The organism is Microcoleus sp. AS-A8, assembly GCA_039962225.1.
Lineage (GTDB): Bacteria > Cyanobacteriota > Cyanobacteriia > Cyanobacteriales > Coleofasciculaceae > Allocoleopsis.
On the sequence record JAMPKV010000001.1, the window covers coordinates 568,202 to 584,558 of the forward strand.

Genomic DNA, 16,357 nt, shown 5'->3' on the forward strand with positions numbered 1-16,357 from the left:
CTCATTCGAGGGATAGTTTATTTGGGGAAATGTTGTACATGTCGGAGGACATTTACAACATTTCTCTTAGGTCATAACCCTTCCAGGGGTGGAGGGGTAATTTTCATGCATCTACTTAAAAATTATGGCAACCATTTCCTCAAACAAACGGTTCAGCTTTGATTGGCAGCAACCCTCTTATCTTGCGTTCAAACGCTTTGAACATCTAGAAACACTAATATACCCGCTTTCTTTAAAAGAATTTTTTGGAAAATACTGGAAAAAAAAAGCCGTTCAGATTCCTGGTATTACGTCCAAAAAGTTTGAGAAACTCTTGAGTTGGGAGCAGCTACAAAATTTATTATTGGAATGCCCAGACGATCACATCAGGTGTTTTGATAACAGCGCCCCTATTGTAGGGCAAAAGGCAGAACTATTAGAGCAATGGCATCAAGGCCAAACCCTTCATATTGAAAGAATTGAAAAATTAGTGCCAGCGTTAGAACAGGTTTGCAGGCAAATTGCCGGAGAACTAAAAGCCTCTACGAAGATGTATGCATTCTGTTCGCATCCCAATCATCCGGGCGCTCATTTACACTACGATCGCTTTGATGTTGTCGTGTTACAACTGCAAGGTCATAAAAAGTGGCAAGTCCAATTAACTCAGACTAATAAACCTTATTTAGAATGCATGTTAAGCCCAGGGGATTTATTATATATACCCAGAGGACATTGGCATTTTGCCGTGGCGTCACAAGAACAGTCCTTACACTTAACATTGGGCATTTCCTTTAAGAATTTCAATGATGGCCCCCTTGAACCATCCATTCTTTCCACAATCCGCCCAAAAATTAAAAATAAATTGGCTAAACTGAATTTTTCAGCCCTAGGTCTAAGATAGGATTGCTCACTTGCTTCCCCACTAGACCTGTTGATCGCATTCCTTTTCATCCAATTCTGGGGCAGGCGGGACGCCTACCCCACAAGCAAAAATGACTAAGAGTGGGATGGGCAAGATGCCCGTCCTAGCTATTGGCTTGCCAGAGATCTACTGGGCTATCTCAGCTCAAAAAGGTGGGAGGGTAGGGAAATCCGAATCACCCTTAGGGGGTAATCCGAGGAACAAAACCCCCTGAGATCGCACAAAATCACACTTGAAGACCTTTTAAATCACTAAACTACACCTATGACGATCCTAGAACAGGGCAATATCACTATTCATACTGAAAATATCTTTCCCATTATCAAGAAGTCTCTCTACACCGATCACGAAATCTTCTTGCGGGAACTGATCTCTAATTCCGTCGATGCCATCCAAAAATTGAAAATGGTCTCCTACGCCGGGGAAGTTGACGGTGAGTTGGAAGAACCAGAAATTGTCATCACCATTGATAAAGACAACAAGACCCTATCCATCTGTGATAACGGAATCGGCATGACCGCCGATGAGGTGAAAAAATACATTAACCAAGTCGCCTTTTCCAGCGCCGAGGAATTTATCCAGAAATATCAAAAAGACGCTGACCAACAGATTATCGGTCACTTCGGTTTAGGCTTCTACTCCTCCTTTATGGTGGCGAAGAAGGTTGAAATTGATACCCTCTCCTATAGAGCAGGATCACAAGCCGTTCACTGGTCTTGTGACGGTTCCCCAGCTTTTGAGCTAACCGATTCCACCCGTACCCAGCGCGGGACGACTGTAACTCTGACCCTCCAAGACGAGGAACAGGAATACATTGAAGCGATGCGGATTAAGCAGTTGGTGAAAGCCTACTGTGATTTTATGCCCGTGTCGATTAAGCTGGATGGCGAACAAATTAACAAGCAGCGGGCACTCTGGAAGGAATCGCCGCAAAACCTGACCACAGAAGATTATTTAGAGTTCTATCGTTACCTTTACCCTTTCCAAGAAGACCCGCTACTGTGGGTGCATCTGAACACTGACTATCCTTTCCTGCTCAACGGCATTCTTTACTTCCCCAAACTCAAGCCGGATGTGGATGTGACAAAGGGTAACATCAAGCTATTCTGCAATCAGGTGTTTGTTAGCGACCACTGTGAAGAAGTCATTCCCAAATTTTTGATGCCACTGCGGGGGGTGATTGATAGCCCGGATATCCCCTTAAACGTTTCCCGTAGCGCCCTAACTAACGATCGCACCGTGCGGCGCATTGCGGACTTCATTGCGAAAAAAGTCGGCGATCGCTTAAAGTCTCTCTACAATGAAGGACGCGACGAATACATTCGCTGCTGGCAAGATGTCGGCACCTTCGTCAAATTTGGCTCCCTCAACGACGACAAGTTTAAGAAGCAAGTCGAAGACATCATTATTTATCGCACCACCTATCAGCCGGAACCGAACTCAGGCGAGACGCCTGTGGTAGCTGAAACCCCAACTGTTGAGGTGCAATCCCAAGAAGGCGATGCTTGGCAAGAGGTCACTCCAAGCAATACAGAAGACAATCCCAAATCCAACACCCAAAAATCAACATCGAACTACACCACCCTCAAGGAGTATCTAGATCGCAACAAGGAACACAACGAAAACCGTGTTTTCTACTGTAATGATGAAGCGTCTCAGGCGACCTATGTAGAATTGCACAAAAATCAAGGTTTGGAAGTCCTGTTTATGGACTCCTTCATCGACCCTCACTTCATCAGCTTTTTAGAGCGCGAGTATTCGGAGGTCAAGTTCTCGCGGGTAGACTCCGACTTAGATCAAACCCTGATTGATCAGGATAAAGAGAAAGAGATTGTTGACCCTAAAACCAACAAAACTCGCAGCGAAGTGATTAAAGAGCTATTTGAGAAATCACTCAATAAGCCCAAAGTCAACATCAAAACTCAAGCGCTGAAGTCGGATGACGCCCAAGGCACACCACCGGCGATGGTGTTATTACCGGAAGCGATGCGGCGTCTGCGGGAGATGACAGCGCTGCTTCAGCAGCAGAATGCCGAGTTCCCTGAAGAGCATGTCTTGATTGTGAATACCGCTCACCCGCTGATTGAGAATCTCTATGATCTGAGTCAGGGAAGTATCGTTCAAAGTAGCGGTCAGTCGCCTTCCGGGGAGTTAGCTAATCTGATTTGTCAGCATGTTTACGATTTAGCCTTGATGGCTCAGAAAGGCTTCGATGCTGAAGGCATGAAGGCGTTTGTTGAGCGTTCTAACCAGGTACTCACCCGCTTGACGCAACGTTAGGTAGAGAGAGAACGAATAGACCTCTTGCAAAAATCCTGGAAAGACCCCTCCCCAGCCCTCTGCTCATCCTCACCTTCCGCTCCGGTCGCTCCGGTTATTAAGGGGAGGGAGCAAGATTTCCAGTTTCCCCCTTTATAACCGGAGCTTTAGTGAGGAGGGATTAAGCCGGAGCTTTAGTGAGGAGGTGAATTTTTGAATTTTGTCATAGGTCTAATGATTGTGGGATGGGCGTCTCGCCCGTCCTTTCTATCGTTGAATTTCACCCTTGGGAGCAGTATTGTCCTCTGTCCTCACTTCCTCAAAGATATGATGGATAACGGACTACTATCTGGAGATTGATTATGGCACGTAAATGTCAGCTAACTGGGAGAAAGGCAAACAATGCTTTTGCTGTTTCTCACTCTCACCGTCGTACCAAGAAAGTACAGGAAGTTAACTTACAGTGGAAGCGCATTTGGTGGCCTCAAGGCAACCGTTGGGTTAGACTCCGGCTTTCGACTAAGGCGATCAAAACCTTAGATAAGTTGGGTTTGCAAGCCATGGCGAAGCAAGCAGGGATTGACCTGAATCGCTTGTAAGATGTTGTGATCGGCAAGCCTCGGCGGTCTTCGCGAGAGTGCGATCGCTCTTCTGAGCAATGTGTCAGGGCACGGCATCCCGTGCCCCTACAGAATTTCCTCTTATTTTGAATGGGTTTGATATTTTTCTTTGGGGTGATAAGTTTTCCCAAACAAGTGGGTAGGATAAGTCCAGTTAGCCTATCGCAAACTGGTCGTTAAGCTGTGTTCGATTCTATTACTACTTTTAAAATCATTTGTCAACCCTAAGCGGGTTTAAAAATATCCGCTTTTGGAGACATAGACCGATAGAGTCTTCCTGGCTCCAGATTATCTGGAGAAGGATTAATCACAAAAGGAAATCAGGCTTGTCTGCTGAGTTTTTGATTTCTGCTTAATAACATAGCTGAGGATGGCGATCACCACAGTATATCGTTTAGCGATTACTGTAGGAACTAGGGGTGTGAGCCATTTGCCAACTCAGCGCCAATCAGCTTAACGCCAAGGTGCTGCTATTAAACTTCAGAACTATTCAACGCTTGACAGGAAAGTCACCATGTCAACTCGCAAAAAGCCAACAAATTTTGTCCAGCGTCTCCTGAAAAGGGTTTGGCGATCCTTTAATGTTCTCTTCAAGGCACTGCTCAATGGGGTTTTGCGGGGTTTAAGGGTAAACAAACGCCGCTCACGCCAAACTCAAGCGGGTTTTGTGCTGCCTACGGTGGTGATGGTGCTGCTGGTGGTAGCGCTGCTGACGACGGCGATCGTGATTCGGTCGTTTGATCGCTCCAAAAACGCCAGTAACTTCCGCGTGGATCAAGCGGTTCTGAATGCGGCAACACCCGCCATTGACCGGGCTAAGGCCAAGATAGAGCGCTTGTTATCACCGGACGAAAACCGACTGACCGGAAGCCCTCCCGGTGAAGGAAAATCAATCGCTAATGAGGGGACAATCTCTTATGTCCTGAGTCAACCTCCATATACATTCGGGGATGAGACGCAGCTCAAGCTGGTCTATAACAATCCAAATGTGGCTCCTCCAGATGATCCAGCCAAACAAACCCTAGAAACGGTTTGGAAGTTTCCGGTCGATACGGATAATAACGGGAAGTACGACACATTTACCCTGTACGGGATTTATTTCCGCAATCCCCCTGTCGAGACTAATGGTAATCCCAAAAGAAAGAGAACCCCGGTAGAAGCGAGAGCACTACCACAGGCAACGGGAACGGGTGGTACTTGCGCCGCCAGTAGTGGGGGTTCGGCGAGTGGCACAGAGGGTTGGTATAACACTGATGGTCAGTTGAAAAAAGCGTTCTTTGTCTATGTTGCCAACGTTCCCATTTCTCAAGCCGACATCACTCAACTTCCGACGACGGCACAAAGCAGCAAGTATGAACCCTATAAAGGGAATAAAGGCTTCTCTGCCCTAGAAATGCAGGAAGACCAAGCCAGAATTTCGCTGGATAACAATGCTGTTTGGTATGACGATGACTTGGTAATATTCAACGTTCCGACCTTCAGGGTGAATGGTCGGATACATACCAACAGCAACTTGATGGTGGGTACCGGAGGCGAGCCTATTATCTTCTATCAAGTCAGTGCTACCGAATCATGCTACTACACGCGAGAAAACAGTTTAATTACTGTAGGAGGTAATGTCCTGATTGGTAATATCGCCAGCACTACAAATACTCCTACTGTTACCGATAAAGTTGAGGTTCATCGGTATCCCTCTACAGCTAACGAATACATTGATGCCTCAGGCGGATCAAACGCAACGACTACGACCGTTCCGAGAGAAGCGGCTTCTAATAGTGGAGCTTATGATAAGCGATTAAATGGATTAGTCCAATGTACGTTGTCTTCGTATGGTACCCAGGCTGCAACTGACAGCAATGTAAGCAATTTCGCTGGCTTCCCTCCAGAGGTTAAAAGCGATTTCAAGAGTAGATATGACAGCACCAATCCGACATCCGGGAGCAGCATCTTAACTCAGGTTTTAACCACCTACTTTGCGAAGCGTATTCGTCGAGTCTCCTATAAGGAAGTGCCTTTTGGAACTAATCCATACGTTCCTTATGCAGATTTAACGGCAGCCTGTGCCGCCATGGGTTCTCCAATCAACCCTCCAGTGGCATGGATGTCTCAGCTCCCTACCACACTTCCACCTGACCAGAACGTGCCTCCAGTTCTTTCTAAGTTACCGACAACCACTCCCCCCATTTCTCCTACAGGGACAGAGAATCGTATAGGCGATCGCATCTCAGTGGGTAATGCATTACCTACTGCGTGGTTGAAGTCAGCTCCTCCCACCGCCACTTATGCCAAGAAAGGAGACGAACAGGACATTACGGGCGCTACTGGACAGGGACCGACAAAACGCAAGAGCCAAGCTCAACAACTCGATGACTTAGGCGACACCTCTCGCGGAGGCTTCTGGGAAGAAGCGGCAGCCTACAGTGGGAACGCCGCGAGAAACTATAAAGAACTGGCTGGTGGTTTACGGATAGTCACAGGAGCTGGGATTTACATTGATGGCGAGGCTATGAGCAATGGGGTAGGGACTGGAAAGCGTGGGGTTAATTCCTTCTTGCCAGCACCACCCACAGTGGCTCAACTCAAACAGATAGCAGCAAGCGATGCAAACGGTGTCAAGCTCCCACAGGAAATTCAGAGCGCAACTGATCCAACTAATGTAGTGGTATGGCCAGACACGATGCCCATGTTCCGGTGGGACGACACCAATGGAGACGGTCAATATACCTGGGGCGCTGGAGAAGTTAAACGAGGCGATCTGCAAATGAGAGCCTCAGTGGTTTACCACCATGCCATCGACAAAGGAACTGCTCAAAAACCAATTGCTTGTGTTGCCACTTATTACGACCCTACTAACGCTGACACAGCCCAGAACGCGATTATATTCGGTGCCGACAAGCAATTAGATGGCCTAAAGCCTACAAACTTTGGGACATCTGTCAATGGAATAACCTTTGACGAATCCGCTCTAAAGAACTTAAGAGCCGGCTCGAATAATGCCGTCCTCCAAAGACAGGCGAATATGATCTTCCCCAACGGCCGGTGGGTGAACAAACCGCTCAAAGATGCTTTGGAGCACTTAAGAACTGGTGGAGAGAGCAGTCTGACCCTCAACGAAATCGCATCGATTGATGCAGCCAATTGTGCTCTCCTCATTTTGTACAAGCCGACGCCAGTCGCTAACTCCTTGGTACCCCTTGGTGCGATTCAAGAACGCACGTTCTTGGATGCCAGACAAATTAAAGCAATCCACAAACGGAATACTGATACAGCAGGACAACCCCTCACACGCACTGTGGGTGGTGCGGCGGTTCCGATAGACCGTCAAACCTTACTACAAGACATTACCGATCCAGCCAAACTGAAGATTGCGGAACTTGGCTCATTGGCACCAATCGATCCGGCAACCAAGAAAGAATCATCATTACCACCGGAATATTCTCTCCCGATTGAGCAGCGTCAGCCTTTAGAAATTCGCGTAACGCAAATCGATTTGGCTCAACTCAGAAGCACCGTAGTGAAAGCTAACACAGGGGGGGCGGGGATTGCTGACAACACAGAATATATGTTGCCCAACACGGGGATTATCTACGCGACGAGGGATGATGCATTAGCGGATGTCAGTGACGACCCTGAGAGAGGTTCAGCCACAGACTTTAAGCTAGACCCGACTCGTCGCCCCAATGGTATCCGACTGATCAATGGTCAAACTCTAGCGCGGAAGGCGGATATTAACGCTTCTGATTTGAATGAAAACCGATTGGCAGAAAAGGGATTGATTCTGGCTTCAGATTTGCCAGTTTATATCAAAGGGTCTTTCAATCTCCATGCTGCTCCAAACCCATCGGGAAGCCCGACCTTTAAGGAAGAGTTCACCACTCCCTTGCCTGATGGATTTACCAAGCCCCAGTTTTATAACCGTACCGGTCTAGACAAGAGCTTTGCTTGTCGCAAAAATGCTTCGGGTTGTGTCGGTGATGGAGATCAGTGGCGACCGGCCAGAATTCTTGCGGATGCGGTCACTCTGTTGTCCGGTACTTTCAGAGATGGCTACCGCAATGACGGAGACTTTGACCTCAACAACAATATCGGCAACTTAGCCGTAGAAGATCGCCTGAAGAGTGGCTTCTGGTGGAACAATTTTGTGACTACTAATCCCTGGTATGGCACAGATGGATATCCTACAGATTTAGACCCAGCAACAGGAATTCAAGACCGAAGCTCTTATCTAACCAATGGTGTAACGCCCATCCAACGCCGGGTACTGACAACGAAGGGAGGTTTCCCAGAATACAAGATGGAAATTTGTCGGAAATTTCCTGTATCGGACTGTACACCGACTGATTGGGTACTAGAGGGTGCTGGAACAACAGCGCCACCAACGGCAGATCCCCCAGTAACTCCATTAGACCAAGCTCGCTTTGTGGCTCTTGGTGATCGCCTGTTTCCCCGTCGCGTTGCTTTTCAACGGCAGGGTGGGTTGCTGCAACCAGACGCAAACGGTCAACCCATTCCTTTGGGAGTTATCGTAGACCCTGCTGATAATACAAAAACAAAAATTCAGCCATATCCTTATGGCGGCATTCCGCCTGCCGCTCAAAACAATGCACTTTGGTTCGCGACAACAGCAACTAATGTCATTACGAATAGCAATGCTGATCCCTCAAACGGTCTCAGTTATAACAACACCAATCAACTGTTCTACCGCAATCCTTACGAAGCAGAAACAGTATCCGAAAAGCAGATCCTATTACCAGGAATGGATCAAGCACTGGTGACAGGCATCCCAATTCCAATCGGCTTAAATGGTACCTCGACAACCGAGGTCTCAGATTATGCGGTATATACCCTCGACCTCCAAACCGATCCTAATGGAAGCGCTTGTAAATTGTCACAAGCCTATGGTGCACTAAATACGGTTGCAGGCGCTCCCTGCACCACCACAACATCGACAGCGATTGGTCAATTATGGACAGGATTGCGTGCTCCAAAGGCGAGTGCCCTAGGAGTGTCCGTCAACAGTCCCGCGCTTGCACTCTCGGATGTAAGAGCCTCATCAAAAGCACCAGCCGCTCAGCTCAAGCTAACTCTCAAGGCACAGGCAAAAGTTAATGTTTACGACTTACCGATCAATCCAACTACTGGCAATTACGAATTATCTAATGTAGAAATTACGTTAGATCGGAATTACCAGCCAGATGCACCCATCTTTGTTTTCCGCGTTCCCGGTGAGAGCTGCGCGACTCCGACAGACTTCAGTAAATGTAATATCGAAATTCAATACGCTGTCAAAATGAGGCTCAAGGGGGTCGATCCCAATAATGTTTTCTGGGCTGCACAGGACGACCGCATGGTACGAATCCATGTCAAAGACGGCACCGAACAGATACTCCATGAACTTACAGGTAACTTCATTGGGGGCGGATTCAAAGGGATTTTCTTATTTGACCAAGCTGTGCCACCCGAAGATCCTACCCTTCCACGAGTAGCCGGACCCGTGGCAATATCTCCTGCGTTGACTGCACCAGTCATCAAGGGAGGGCGCATTCTAGGATTTAACGGGACTTATCCTAACTTCCCACTTCCCCCAAATGCGATGACAGCGATGACCGTGGTGGATCAACCGGCGCTCCTCCCTATCTTGCAGTTACACTCCGCTCAGGGAAATCCTAAGGATGGATTTGGTACGGCAACCATCAACCAGGAGTATTGGGTACAGCGGGTACCGAAAAATACGCCCAAACAGGACAGGATGTATAACGCTGTCCTCATTATGGGTGACTCACCCTCTAGACCCCCAGGTGAGAGTGGTGGTGGACTCCCTAACTTCCCTCGTTTTCTGGAAGCTTGGGAAGATGCTGGGCCTGACGCTAGCAGTGATGAGGCGGTTAATGATATCAAGGGTAGTTTCATCCAGTTCAAAAAGAGTGCTTTTGCCACAGCTCCGTTTGAGGCGGTAGACGACCCGACACAGGATAATTCCCTGTTCTTCGACGGTGCAAGTCCTGTTTACATGACAGGGTTCACAGAGGCGGGCGGCGGAAGATCTTATATATACAAAGGTGGTGCAGCGGGTCGTTTAGCACCCTACTATCGACCCCCTCAGCGGCAATGGGGTTATGATGTCGGACTTTTGACACAGACACCCGACTTGTTCTCCAGACGGTTCGCCAACCCAACAGTTGGTACTCCTAACCAGTACTTCAGGCAAGTAAATCGCAATGATCCCTGGATTGAAACCTTATTGTGTGCCGCTCAGCCACAAACAGGGGGAACGGGATATAACTGGGCGATCGCCGATTCTAAGCAACGTCCAAGCAACTGTCCACCTATAGGTGACTACACCAACAACTAAATCCATCGGTAACTGGAAGTAACCAATGAACACGCTCAAGCAACCGCAACCCCCAACCCCATCCACCCAGTCAGGGTTCACACTCATTGAGTGCTTACTCGCGATCATTATTGTCAGCGTGTTAATGGTCGCGATCGCACCGGCGGTTGTCATTTCTACTGCCACCCGACTCCAAGCGCGTCGGGTGGAACTGGCAACCCAATCCGCTAGAGCCTATGTAGATGGCGTTCGTTCCGGGAGTATTCCACCACCGCCAAATGTGATCTACTTCAAAAACCAGAGTAAGGATGATTTGTCAGGTGCAAGCCTGTTCACTAGCGCTGGAGTTCCCACGGGTGCAGCAGGCTGGAGTTGTACGCCCGGTTATGTCACTCAACCCGTCGCACCAACGCTGGCGAATGCTGCCCAGTATTATTGCCCAGATGGGAATAGCACCTGGCAGCTATATTGTGTCGATCTCGATGGTGGTGGCTGTAGTAGTACCTCTCCTAAAGACTTGGTCATTCAGTCATTCCGTAGCATCACTGTTCCCCCTCCCCCTGCCACTCCCAATTACACCCAACTTCCCGTAGATCCAGCAGAGGCGAACAAGGGCTATTTTTTAGGTATTCGAGTTTACAGGGCTGATGGGTTAAAAGACAGTGGAGCCTTGAGGAAGACTTCGGTTGATGCACAGGGTACAAGCAGAAGGCAATTGACTCATACCGCTGGGGTTGGTGATAGCAAATCTCCCCTAGTGGAATTGACTACAGAGATTGGACCTGCGGCTCAAAATGACCCAAGTGGGAGATGGAAGGAGCTTTGTAAGCGACTTGGAGGTGCGGGTTGTCCTCCCTAATCAATAAAATTGTTCATTAAATTTTGCTTACGCAAGTATTGGTTAGCCCAAGGGTAAAGCACATCATGATTAAACTACTTCAATTATTCCTAACCTACAAATTCAGAACGACTCAGCCAGTTCAAAAAAATGGTGGCTTTACCCTGATCGAGCTGCTAGTCGGTATGATCCTGGCATTTTTGGTGATTATACCTTTGTTAGGATTCATGGTTAATCTATTACAAACAGATCGGCAAGAACAAGCAAAAGCGAATTCCGAACAAGAGCTTCAAGCCGCCGCTGATTATATAGCTAGAGATGTAGAGCAAGCGGTTTATATCTATGATGGCTATGGACTTGGGAAGATTCAGGCAAGCCTGCCAACTGTGGCTAACAGCGTTCCTGTTCTTGCCTTTTGGAAGCGGCAAATTATTCAGGACATTATAGATACACCCAAGGGCAATGATGATGCCTTTGTTTATTCCCTCGTTGTCTACTACCTAACCCAGAGTGATAATACCTGTGCTAGCGGTACTTGGTCATGTACAGCTCGAATTCAGAGAGTTCAATTAAGAGATGCGGTAAAGGTTAAGGATCCAAGTAATCCTAATGTGGAAAGAATTATCCAACCTAAAGACAATGGTTTTGTGTTATTCAACCCCGAATTCGCTGCTTCTGAAGAAGATAGTATGAACGCATGGCCCTATGGTGCGTCTACTGCGGGAGCAAAAGCTCCTGAAGTCTTGATTGATTATATTGACCACACCCCCCTTCCCGCCAATACTCCGTGGTGTCCACCCATAACACGCAAGAGAGATCCACTACCCACGGGTTATGACCTAACTACAGCCTCGAAAGTTCCAGTAACCCCTGCATCAGCTGGCTTTTTGGCTTGTGTGGACGTTGAAAACACCACAGCACAAATCTCCATTCGAGGAAACAGCCTAGCTCGTATTCAACTGAAAACACCAAACCCACCTCAATATAGTAGTGACAAATCTGTAGCAACCTACTTTCCTACAGTCCGTATCCAAGTACAAGGGCGTGGTGTATTCAAAATCAATCAGAAAAGTTAAAGCATTTTTTATTGGTTAACATCACAGCGACTATTGGCATATATCTAACGGCAGGGCATTATGAAAAAAACAGCTTTCTTATTGAAACTTAGAACCCACCTTGTACAAAAAATACCCGCAATTAATAACTCTTCCTACCCAGGAGATTCGGGTTACACATTAATAGAACTGTTGGTCATAACGATCATCATCGGTATCTTAGCAGCGATCGCCGCTCCGGGTTGGCTTGGCTTCATCAACCAGCGCCGGGTGAGTGCGGCTAACGAAGTTGTCCTCAGAGCGCTACAGGAAGCACAGAATCTGGCTAAAAGCAGAAAACTAAGCTACAGCGTTGCCTTTGGAACTAAAGATGATGTTCCTGCAATCGCTGTTTATCAAACTGGCACTACTCCTAGCGACGCTGAATGGAGAAGTTTGGGCAAGGATTTAGCCCTCAAACCAGGGCAAGTTGTACTGGGTAGTAACCTAGCCGATGGTCACAACCAGAAGGCAGGTTCTAGTCCTTCTTTGGGTAATTTGAGTCCTACAACCGATAATTCGGCTCTTAAGAAGATGATTAGCTTTGACTACTTCGGTGCTTTGTACAGAGGCTCGTCAGATCCGGAGACAGATTTAACAATTGCAGTAGCTGCCAGCAATGGTAATGGTTATATTGAATCAACAATGCGCTGTGTTAAAGTCAAATCCCTTTTAGGGTCGCTCAAAACAGGCAAAGGAGCTGAGTGTAAGAACTAGGCGGCGAGTTCACATTGACTTACTACTTATTCATCGCCAGTAGTAGGGAGGGCCAGGACTTACTCTACATAGAATAAGTTTTTCCGAGTAGGGGCACGACAATTTCGTGCCCTATAGTTTTTTTGCCTTGCCATTTCAGGACTTAGGCAAATTTTTTGTGGAATCGCCATTCGCCCCTACGCTGTACTTCATTTAACTACACATCATACAAATACATCCGAGAAAACCCTGATTTTTTGAGATTGGGGCTTTTTTGTTTTTCAGAGTTTTTACGCTGTTTAACTTGCCAACAATCGAATTAAATCTGAATAAAGGAAATTCAAAAACCTGCTTTTCAGGTTAATCAATTCTGCTCACCAAATCGTTTGCTCAGGGTGATAATCAATGCAAGCAAAGACACGTAATCACAGCAGAACCGCCTCTCTATCAACCGCTGGATTTACGCTCCTGGAAACCATGATTGTAACGTCAATCATCGGGATTTCGGCTGCGATCGCTGCGCCAAGTTGGTCAAGTTTCGTCAACCGCCAGAGTCTCAACACTGCCCAAAGCCAAGTTTACCAAGCCATGCAGGAAACAAAAAGCAACGCCATGCACCAAAAAGTAACCTGGCAATTCAGCGTTCGGGAAATATCTATTAAGGGAAAGACAACTGTTCAGTGGGCGATTCATCCAGAAAGTGTTAACCCTACTGCCGCCAACTGGCAGAGTTTAGCACCCCAGCTTCAACTCGACGCTCCAGAGACGACTTTATATACAGACAAAAAGAATGGCGTTCAGCGAGTCCAATTTAACTACATCGGCAACACCGATGGGCAACTCGGACAGATAACCCTAAGCACAAAAAATAGCAGGAAGCTTAAACGCTGTGTGTACGTTTCCACCCTCATAGGAACTGTGCGAACTGGGAAAGAGCATCCTAAGCCCAATATCCGCAAGAAGTCTTGTTATTGATGTCAAATAATCACCCAACTCGAAGAGCGATCGCCTGAATTTTGTTGGATACTCATTTCGTAGCGTCACGCATCGCTCTCAAGAGGATAACAGGCATCGAGTGGGCTAGGCGCAGCCGTAACCCACCCTAGCTAACTCCTACTCGTTAAAATTTGGCTGTAGCGCCGCCTGAGTCTTCTCACGATTGATCTTGAGAATCAATACCCCCAATGGTGGTAAACACAAATCCAACGAGTAAGGCTGATTGTGGTATGACCACTCATCCGTCCATTTACCGCCAAGGTTCCCCATATTGCTACCCCCGTACTCACGGGCATCACTATTAAACAGTTCCGTGTAAAATCCCATCTCTGGAACACCCACACGGTAGTGACTATGAGGCTGAGGTGTGAAATTGCAGACTGCAATCACAAACTCCCCAGTATCTTTGGAACGACGGATAAATGAAACCACACTATGGCGATTATCACTGCAATCAATCCATTGAAATCCCTCTTGAGCAAAATCTTGCGAATAAAGAGACGGTTCGCTGCGATAAAGCTGATTCAGGTCAGTGATAAACTGCTTCAACTTTTGATGTGGTTCATATTGCAACAAATGCCACTCTAAATCAGCCCAGACATTCCATTCACTCCACTGACCAAACTCCATGCTCATAAAGAGCGTTTTCTTACCAGGGTGAGTGAACATATAGGTAAACAAGCAACGCACATTGGCAAGCTTCTGCCACTCATCCCCTGGCATCTTACCGATTATATTGCTCTTGCCGTGGACGACTTCGTCGTGGGAAAGCGCCAGCATGTAGTTCTCGCTGTGGTGATACCACATACTGAACGTAATATTGTTCTGGTGGAACTGACGGAACCAAGGGTCCATGTGGAAGTAGTCCAACATGTCATGCATCCAGCCCATGTTCCACTTCAAATTAAAGCCCAAACCTCCTACATAGGTCGGCCAAGACACCATCGGCCAGTCTGTAGATTCCTCTGCAATTGAGAGGACACCGGGGAAATAACTAAAAATCACATGATTCGTCTGGCGCAGGAAATCCGCCGCCTCAATATTCTCGCGACCCCCGTACTGGTTGGTGACCCACTCTCCAGGCTTGCGGCAATAGTCGAGGTAAAGCATGGAAGCGACAGCATCCACCCGCATCCCATCAATGTGGTATTTATCGAACCAGAACAGAGCGTTGGCAACCAGGAAGTTTCGGACTTCGTTGCGGTTGTAGTTGAACACCAACGTGCCCCACTCCTTATGCTCACCCTTACGAGGGTCGGCATGTTCATAAAGATGGGTACCATCAAAGAATGCCAAACCGTGACCATCTTTGGGGAAGTGACCGGGAACCCAGTCCACAATCACCCCAATCCCGTTGCGGTGGCATTCGTCAACGAAGTACATAAAGTCTTCTGGTGTCCCGAAGCGGGAGGTACAGGCATAATAACCTGTGACCTGATATCCCCAGGAACCATCAAAAGGATGCTCTGCGATGGGTAACAGCTCAACGTGAGTGAATCCCAACTCTTTAACGTAGGGAATCAGCCGATGTGCCAGTTCGCGGTAAGTGAGGAAACGCGCTCCAGGTCTTAGTTCCGAAACCAAAACTACTGGTTCCGTCTCACCATTGGGTAACTGAGGCGGTTCTGCGGCGGAGGCATTCAGCCAGGAACCCAAATGAACTTCATAGACAGAAATCGGATGAGTCAGAGGATCGGTATGACGCCGTTGTTCCATCCACTCAGCATCATTCCACTTATAAGCATTCAGGTCTGTAACGATCGATGCTGTTTTGGGTCGGACTTCTTGCTGGAAACCATAGGGGTCTGATTTTTCGTAGATGTGACCGTCATAGTTTTTGATTTCGTATTTATAGTGCTCCCCAACACCGATTCCGGGAATAAACAGGTCCCAAACACCAGTAGAACCTTTACGCATTTGGTGTTTACGCCCATCCCAGTAGTTAAAATCGCCTAAAAGCGAGACGTTGCGAGCATTGGGTGCCCATACGGCAAAGTAGACACCTTTAACACCCTCTATTTCTACTGAGTGCGCCCCCAGTTTCTCGTAGATGCGGTGATGATTGCCTTCGCTAAATAGATACAGGTCAAAATCTGTCAACAGGGGGGAGCGGAAGGCGTAAGGGTCGTAGAGTACCCGCTCATGCTCTCCTTCCTGAGTCCGTAGCTGATAGTTCGCCAGAGCCGGTGCCTCAATTTTGGCTTCAAAGAAGTGAGGATGATGCACCGCATGCATAGGGTATTCCATCCTTTCTTCTGGACAAACTACCCACGCGGCTTCTGCATTCGGTAGATAAGCCCGTACTACCCAGCCAGTCTTACCATCCTGCTCAAATCGGTGGGGACCTAGGACTTCAAACGGATCGTGATGTTGGTTCCAAACAATACGGTCAATTTGTTCGGGGGCGATCGTTAGGGACATCAAGTTATCTACCTCAATCAACAGAGAGCCAGAGCGTTATAATAACTTTAATATTTATATATATTTTTGTTTTTTTCTACACATTTTTCTTCAACTTGATAAAATAAACCTCCCTAAGCGGCTAGCCGCACCTGCTAGAGACAGATTTCTCGCAATTAAGCGGCTCAAGAAAACCTGAGCCAAGCTAGTATATACCATTCT

8 protein-coding genes and 1 pseudogene are annotated in these 16,357 nt (G+C 47.5%); 8 read left to right on the forward strand and 1 reads right to left on the reverse strand.

All coding sequences use genetic code 11. The features are described 5' to 3' along the window. Window positions 1-124: 124 nt before the first annotated feature. From NDI48_02175 to NDI48_02210, 8 genes and pseudogenes are all read left to right on the forward strand, one after another. The gene (locus NDI48_02175; protein MEP0830008.1) at window positions 125-880 is read left to right on the forward strand and encodes a cupin domain-containing protein; all 756 of its coding nucleotides are present in this window, start codon (window positions 125-127) and stop codon (window positions 878-880) included. 285 nt (window positions 881-1,165) lie between these two features. Then, window positions 1,166-3,181, forward strand: coding sequence for a molecular chaperone HtpG (htpG, locus tag NDI48_02180; GenBank protein MEP0830009.1), 2,016 nt, complete (start codon window positions 1,166-1,168; stop codon window positions 3,179-3,181). Between the two features lie 341 nt (window positions 3,182-3,522). Next, window positions 3,523-3,759, forward strand: a complete 237-nt coding sequence (gene rpmB, locus NDI48_02185) for a 50S ribosomal protein L28 (GenBank protein ID MEP0830010.1) — start codon at window positions 3,523-3,525, stop codon at window positions 3,757-3,759. Window positions 3,760-4,294: 535 nt separating this feature from the next. Continuing rightward, window positions 4,295-10,132 carry a hormogonium polysaccharide biosynthesis protein HpsA gene (hpsA, locus tag NDI48_02190; protein MEP0830011.1) on the forward strand — a complete coding sequence of 1,946 codons (5,838 nt, stop codon included), beginning with the start codon at window positions 4,295-4,297 and terminating at the stop codon, window positions 10,130-10,132. 25 nt (window positions 10,133-10,157) lie between these two features. Further along, a complete protein-coding gene (gene hpsB, locus NDI48_02195) occupies window positions 10,158-10,970 on the forward strand; it encodes a hormogonium polysaccharide secretion pseudopilin HpsB (protein ID MEP0830012.1) in 813 nt (270 codons plus the stop codon). A 65-nt stretch (window positions 10,971-11,035) separates the two neighbouring features. Further along, window positions 11,036-12,025 carry a hormogonium polysaccharide secretion pseudopilin HpsC gene (hpsC, locus tag NDI48_02200; GenBank protein MEP0830013.1) on the forward strand — a complete coding sequence of 330 codons (990 nt, stop codon included), beginning with the start codon at window positions 11,036-11,038 and terminating at the stop codon, window positions 12,023-12,025. 60 nt (window positions 12,026-12,085) lie between these two features. Then, window positions 12,086-12,760: a prepilin-type N-terminal cleavage/methylation domain-containing protein gene (locus tag NDI48_02205; protein ID MEP0830014.1), complete on the forward strand. Its 675-nt coding sequence runs from the start codon at window positions 12,086-12,088 to the stop codon at window positions 12,758-12,760. Window positions 12,761-13,144: 384 nt separating this feature from the next. Further along, window positions 13,145-13,288: pseudogene (locus NDI48_02210) on the forward strand (prepilin-type N-terminal cleavage/methylation domain-containing protein). 564 nt (window positions 13,289-13,852) lie between these two features. On the opposite strand, the gene glgB reads toward NDI48_02210, so the two are convergent. Continuing rightward, window positions 13,853-16,156 carry a 1,4-alpha-glucan branching enzyme gene (gene glgB, locus NDI48_02215; protein MEP0830015.1) on the reverse strand — a complete coding sequence of 768 codons (2,304 nt, stop codon included), beginning with the start codon at window positions 16,154-16,156 and terminating at the stop codon, window positions 13,853-13,855. Window positions 16,157-16,357: the final 201 nt, after the last annotated feature.

Coding starts and splice junctions, on each gene's coding strand:
- NDI48_02175 (MEP0830008.1), top strand. CDS start 125: ATGGCAACCATTTCCTCAAACAAACGGTTCAGCTTTGATTGGCAGCAA.
- htpG (MEP0830009.1), top strand. CDS start 1,166: ATGACGATCCTAGAACAGGGCAATATCACTATTCATACTGAAAATATC.
- rpmB (MEP0830010.1), top strand. CDS start 3,523: ATGGCACGTAAATGTCAGCTAACTGGGAGAAAGGCAAACAATGCTTTT.
- hpsA (MEP0830011.1), top strand. CDS start 4,295: ATGTCAACTCGCAAAAAGCCAACAAATTTTGTCCAGCGTCTCCTGAAA.
- hpsB (MEP0830012.1), top strand. CDS start 10,158: ATGAACACGCTCAAGCAACCGCAACCCCCAACCCCATCCACCCAGTCA.
- hpsC (MEP0830013.1), top strand. CDS start 11,036: ATGATTAAACTACTTCAATTATTCCTAACCTACAAATTCAGAACGACT.
- NDI48_02205 (MEP0830014.1), top strand. CDS start 12,086: ATGAAAAAAACAGCTTTCTTATTGAAACTTAGAACCCACCTTGTACAA.
- glgB (MEP0830015.1), bottom strand. CDS start 16,156: ATGTCCCTAACGATCGCCCCCGAACAAATTGACCGTATTGTTTGGAAC.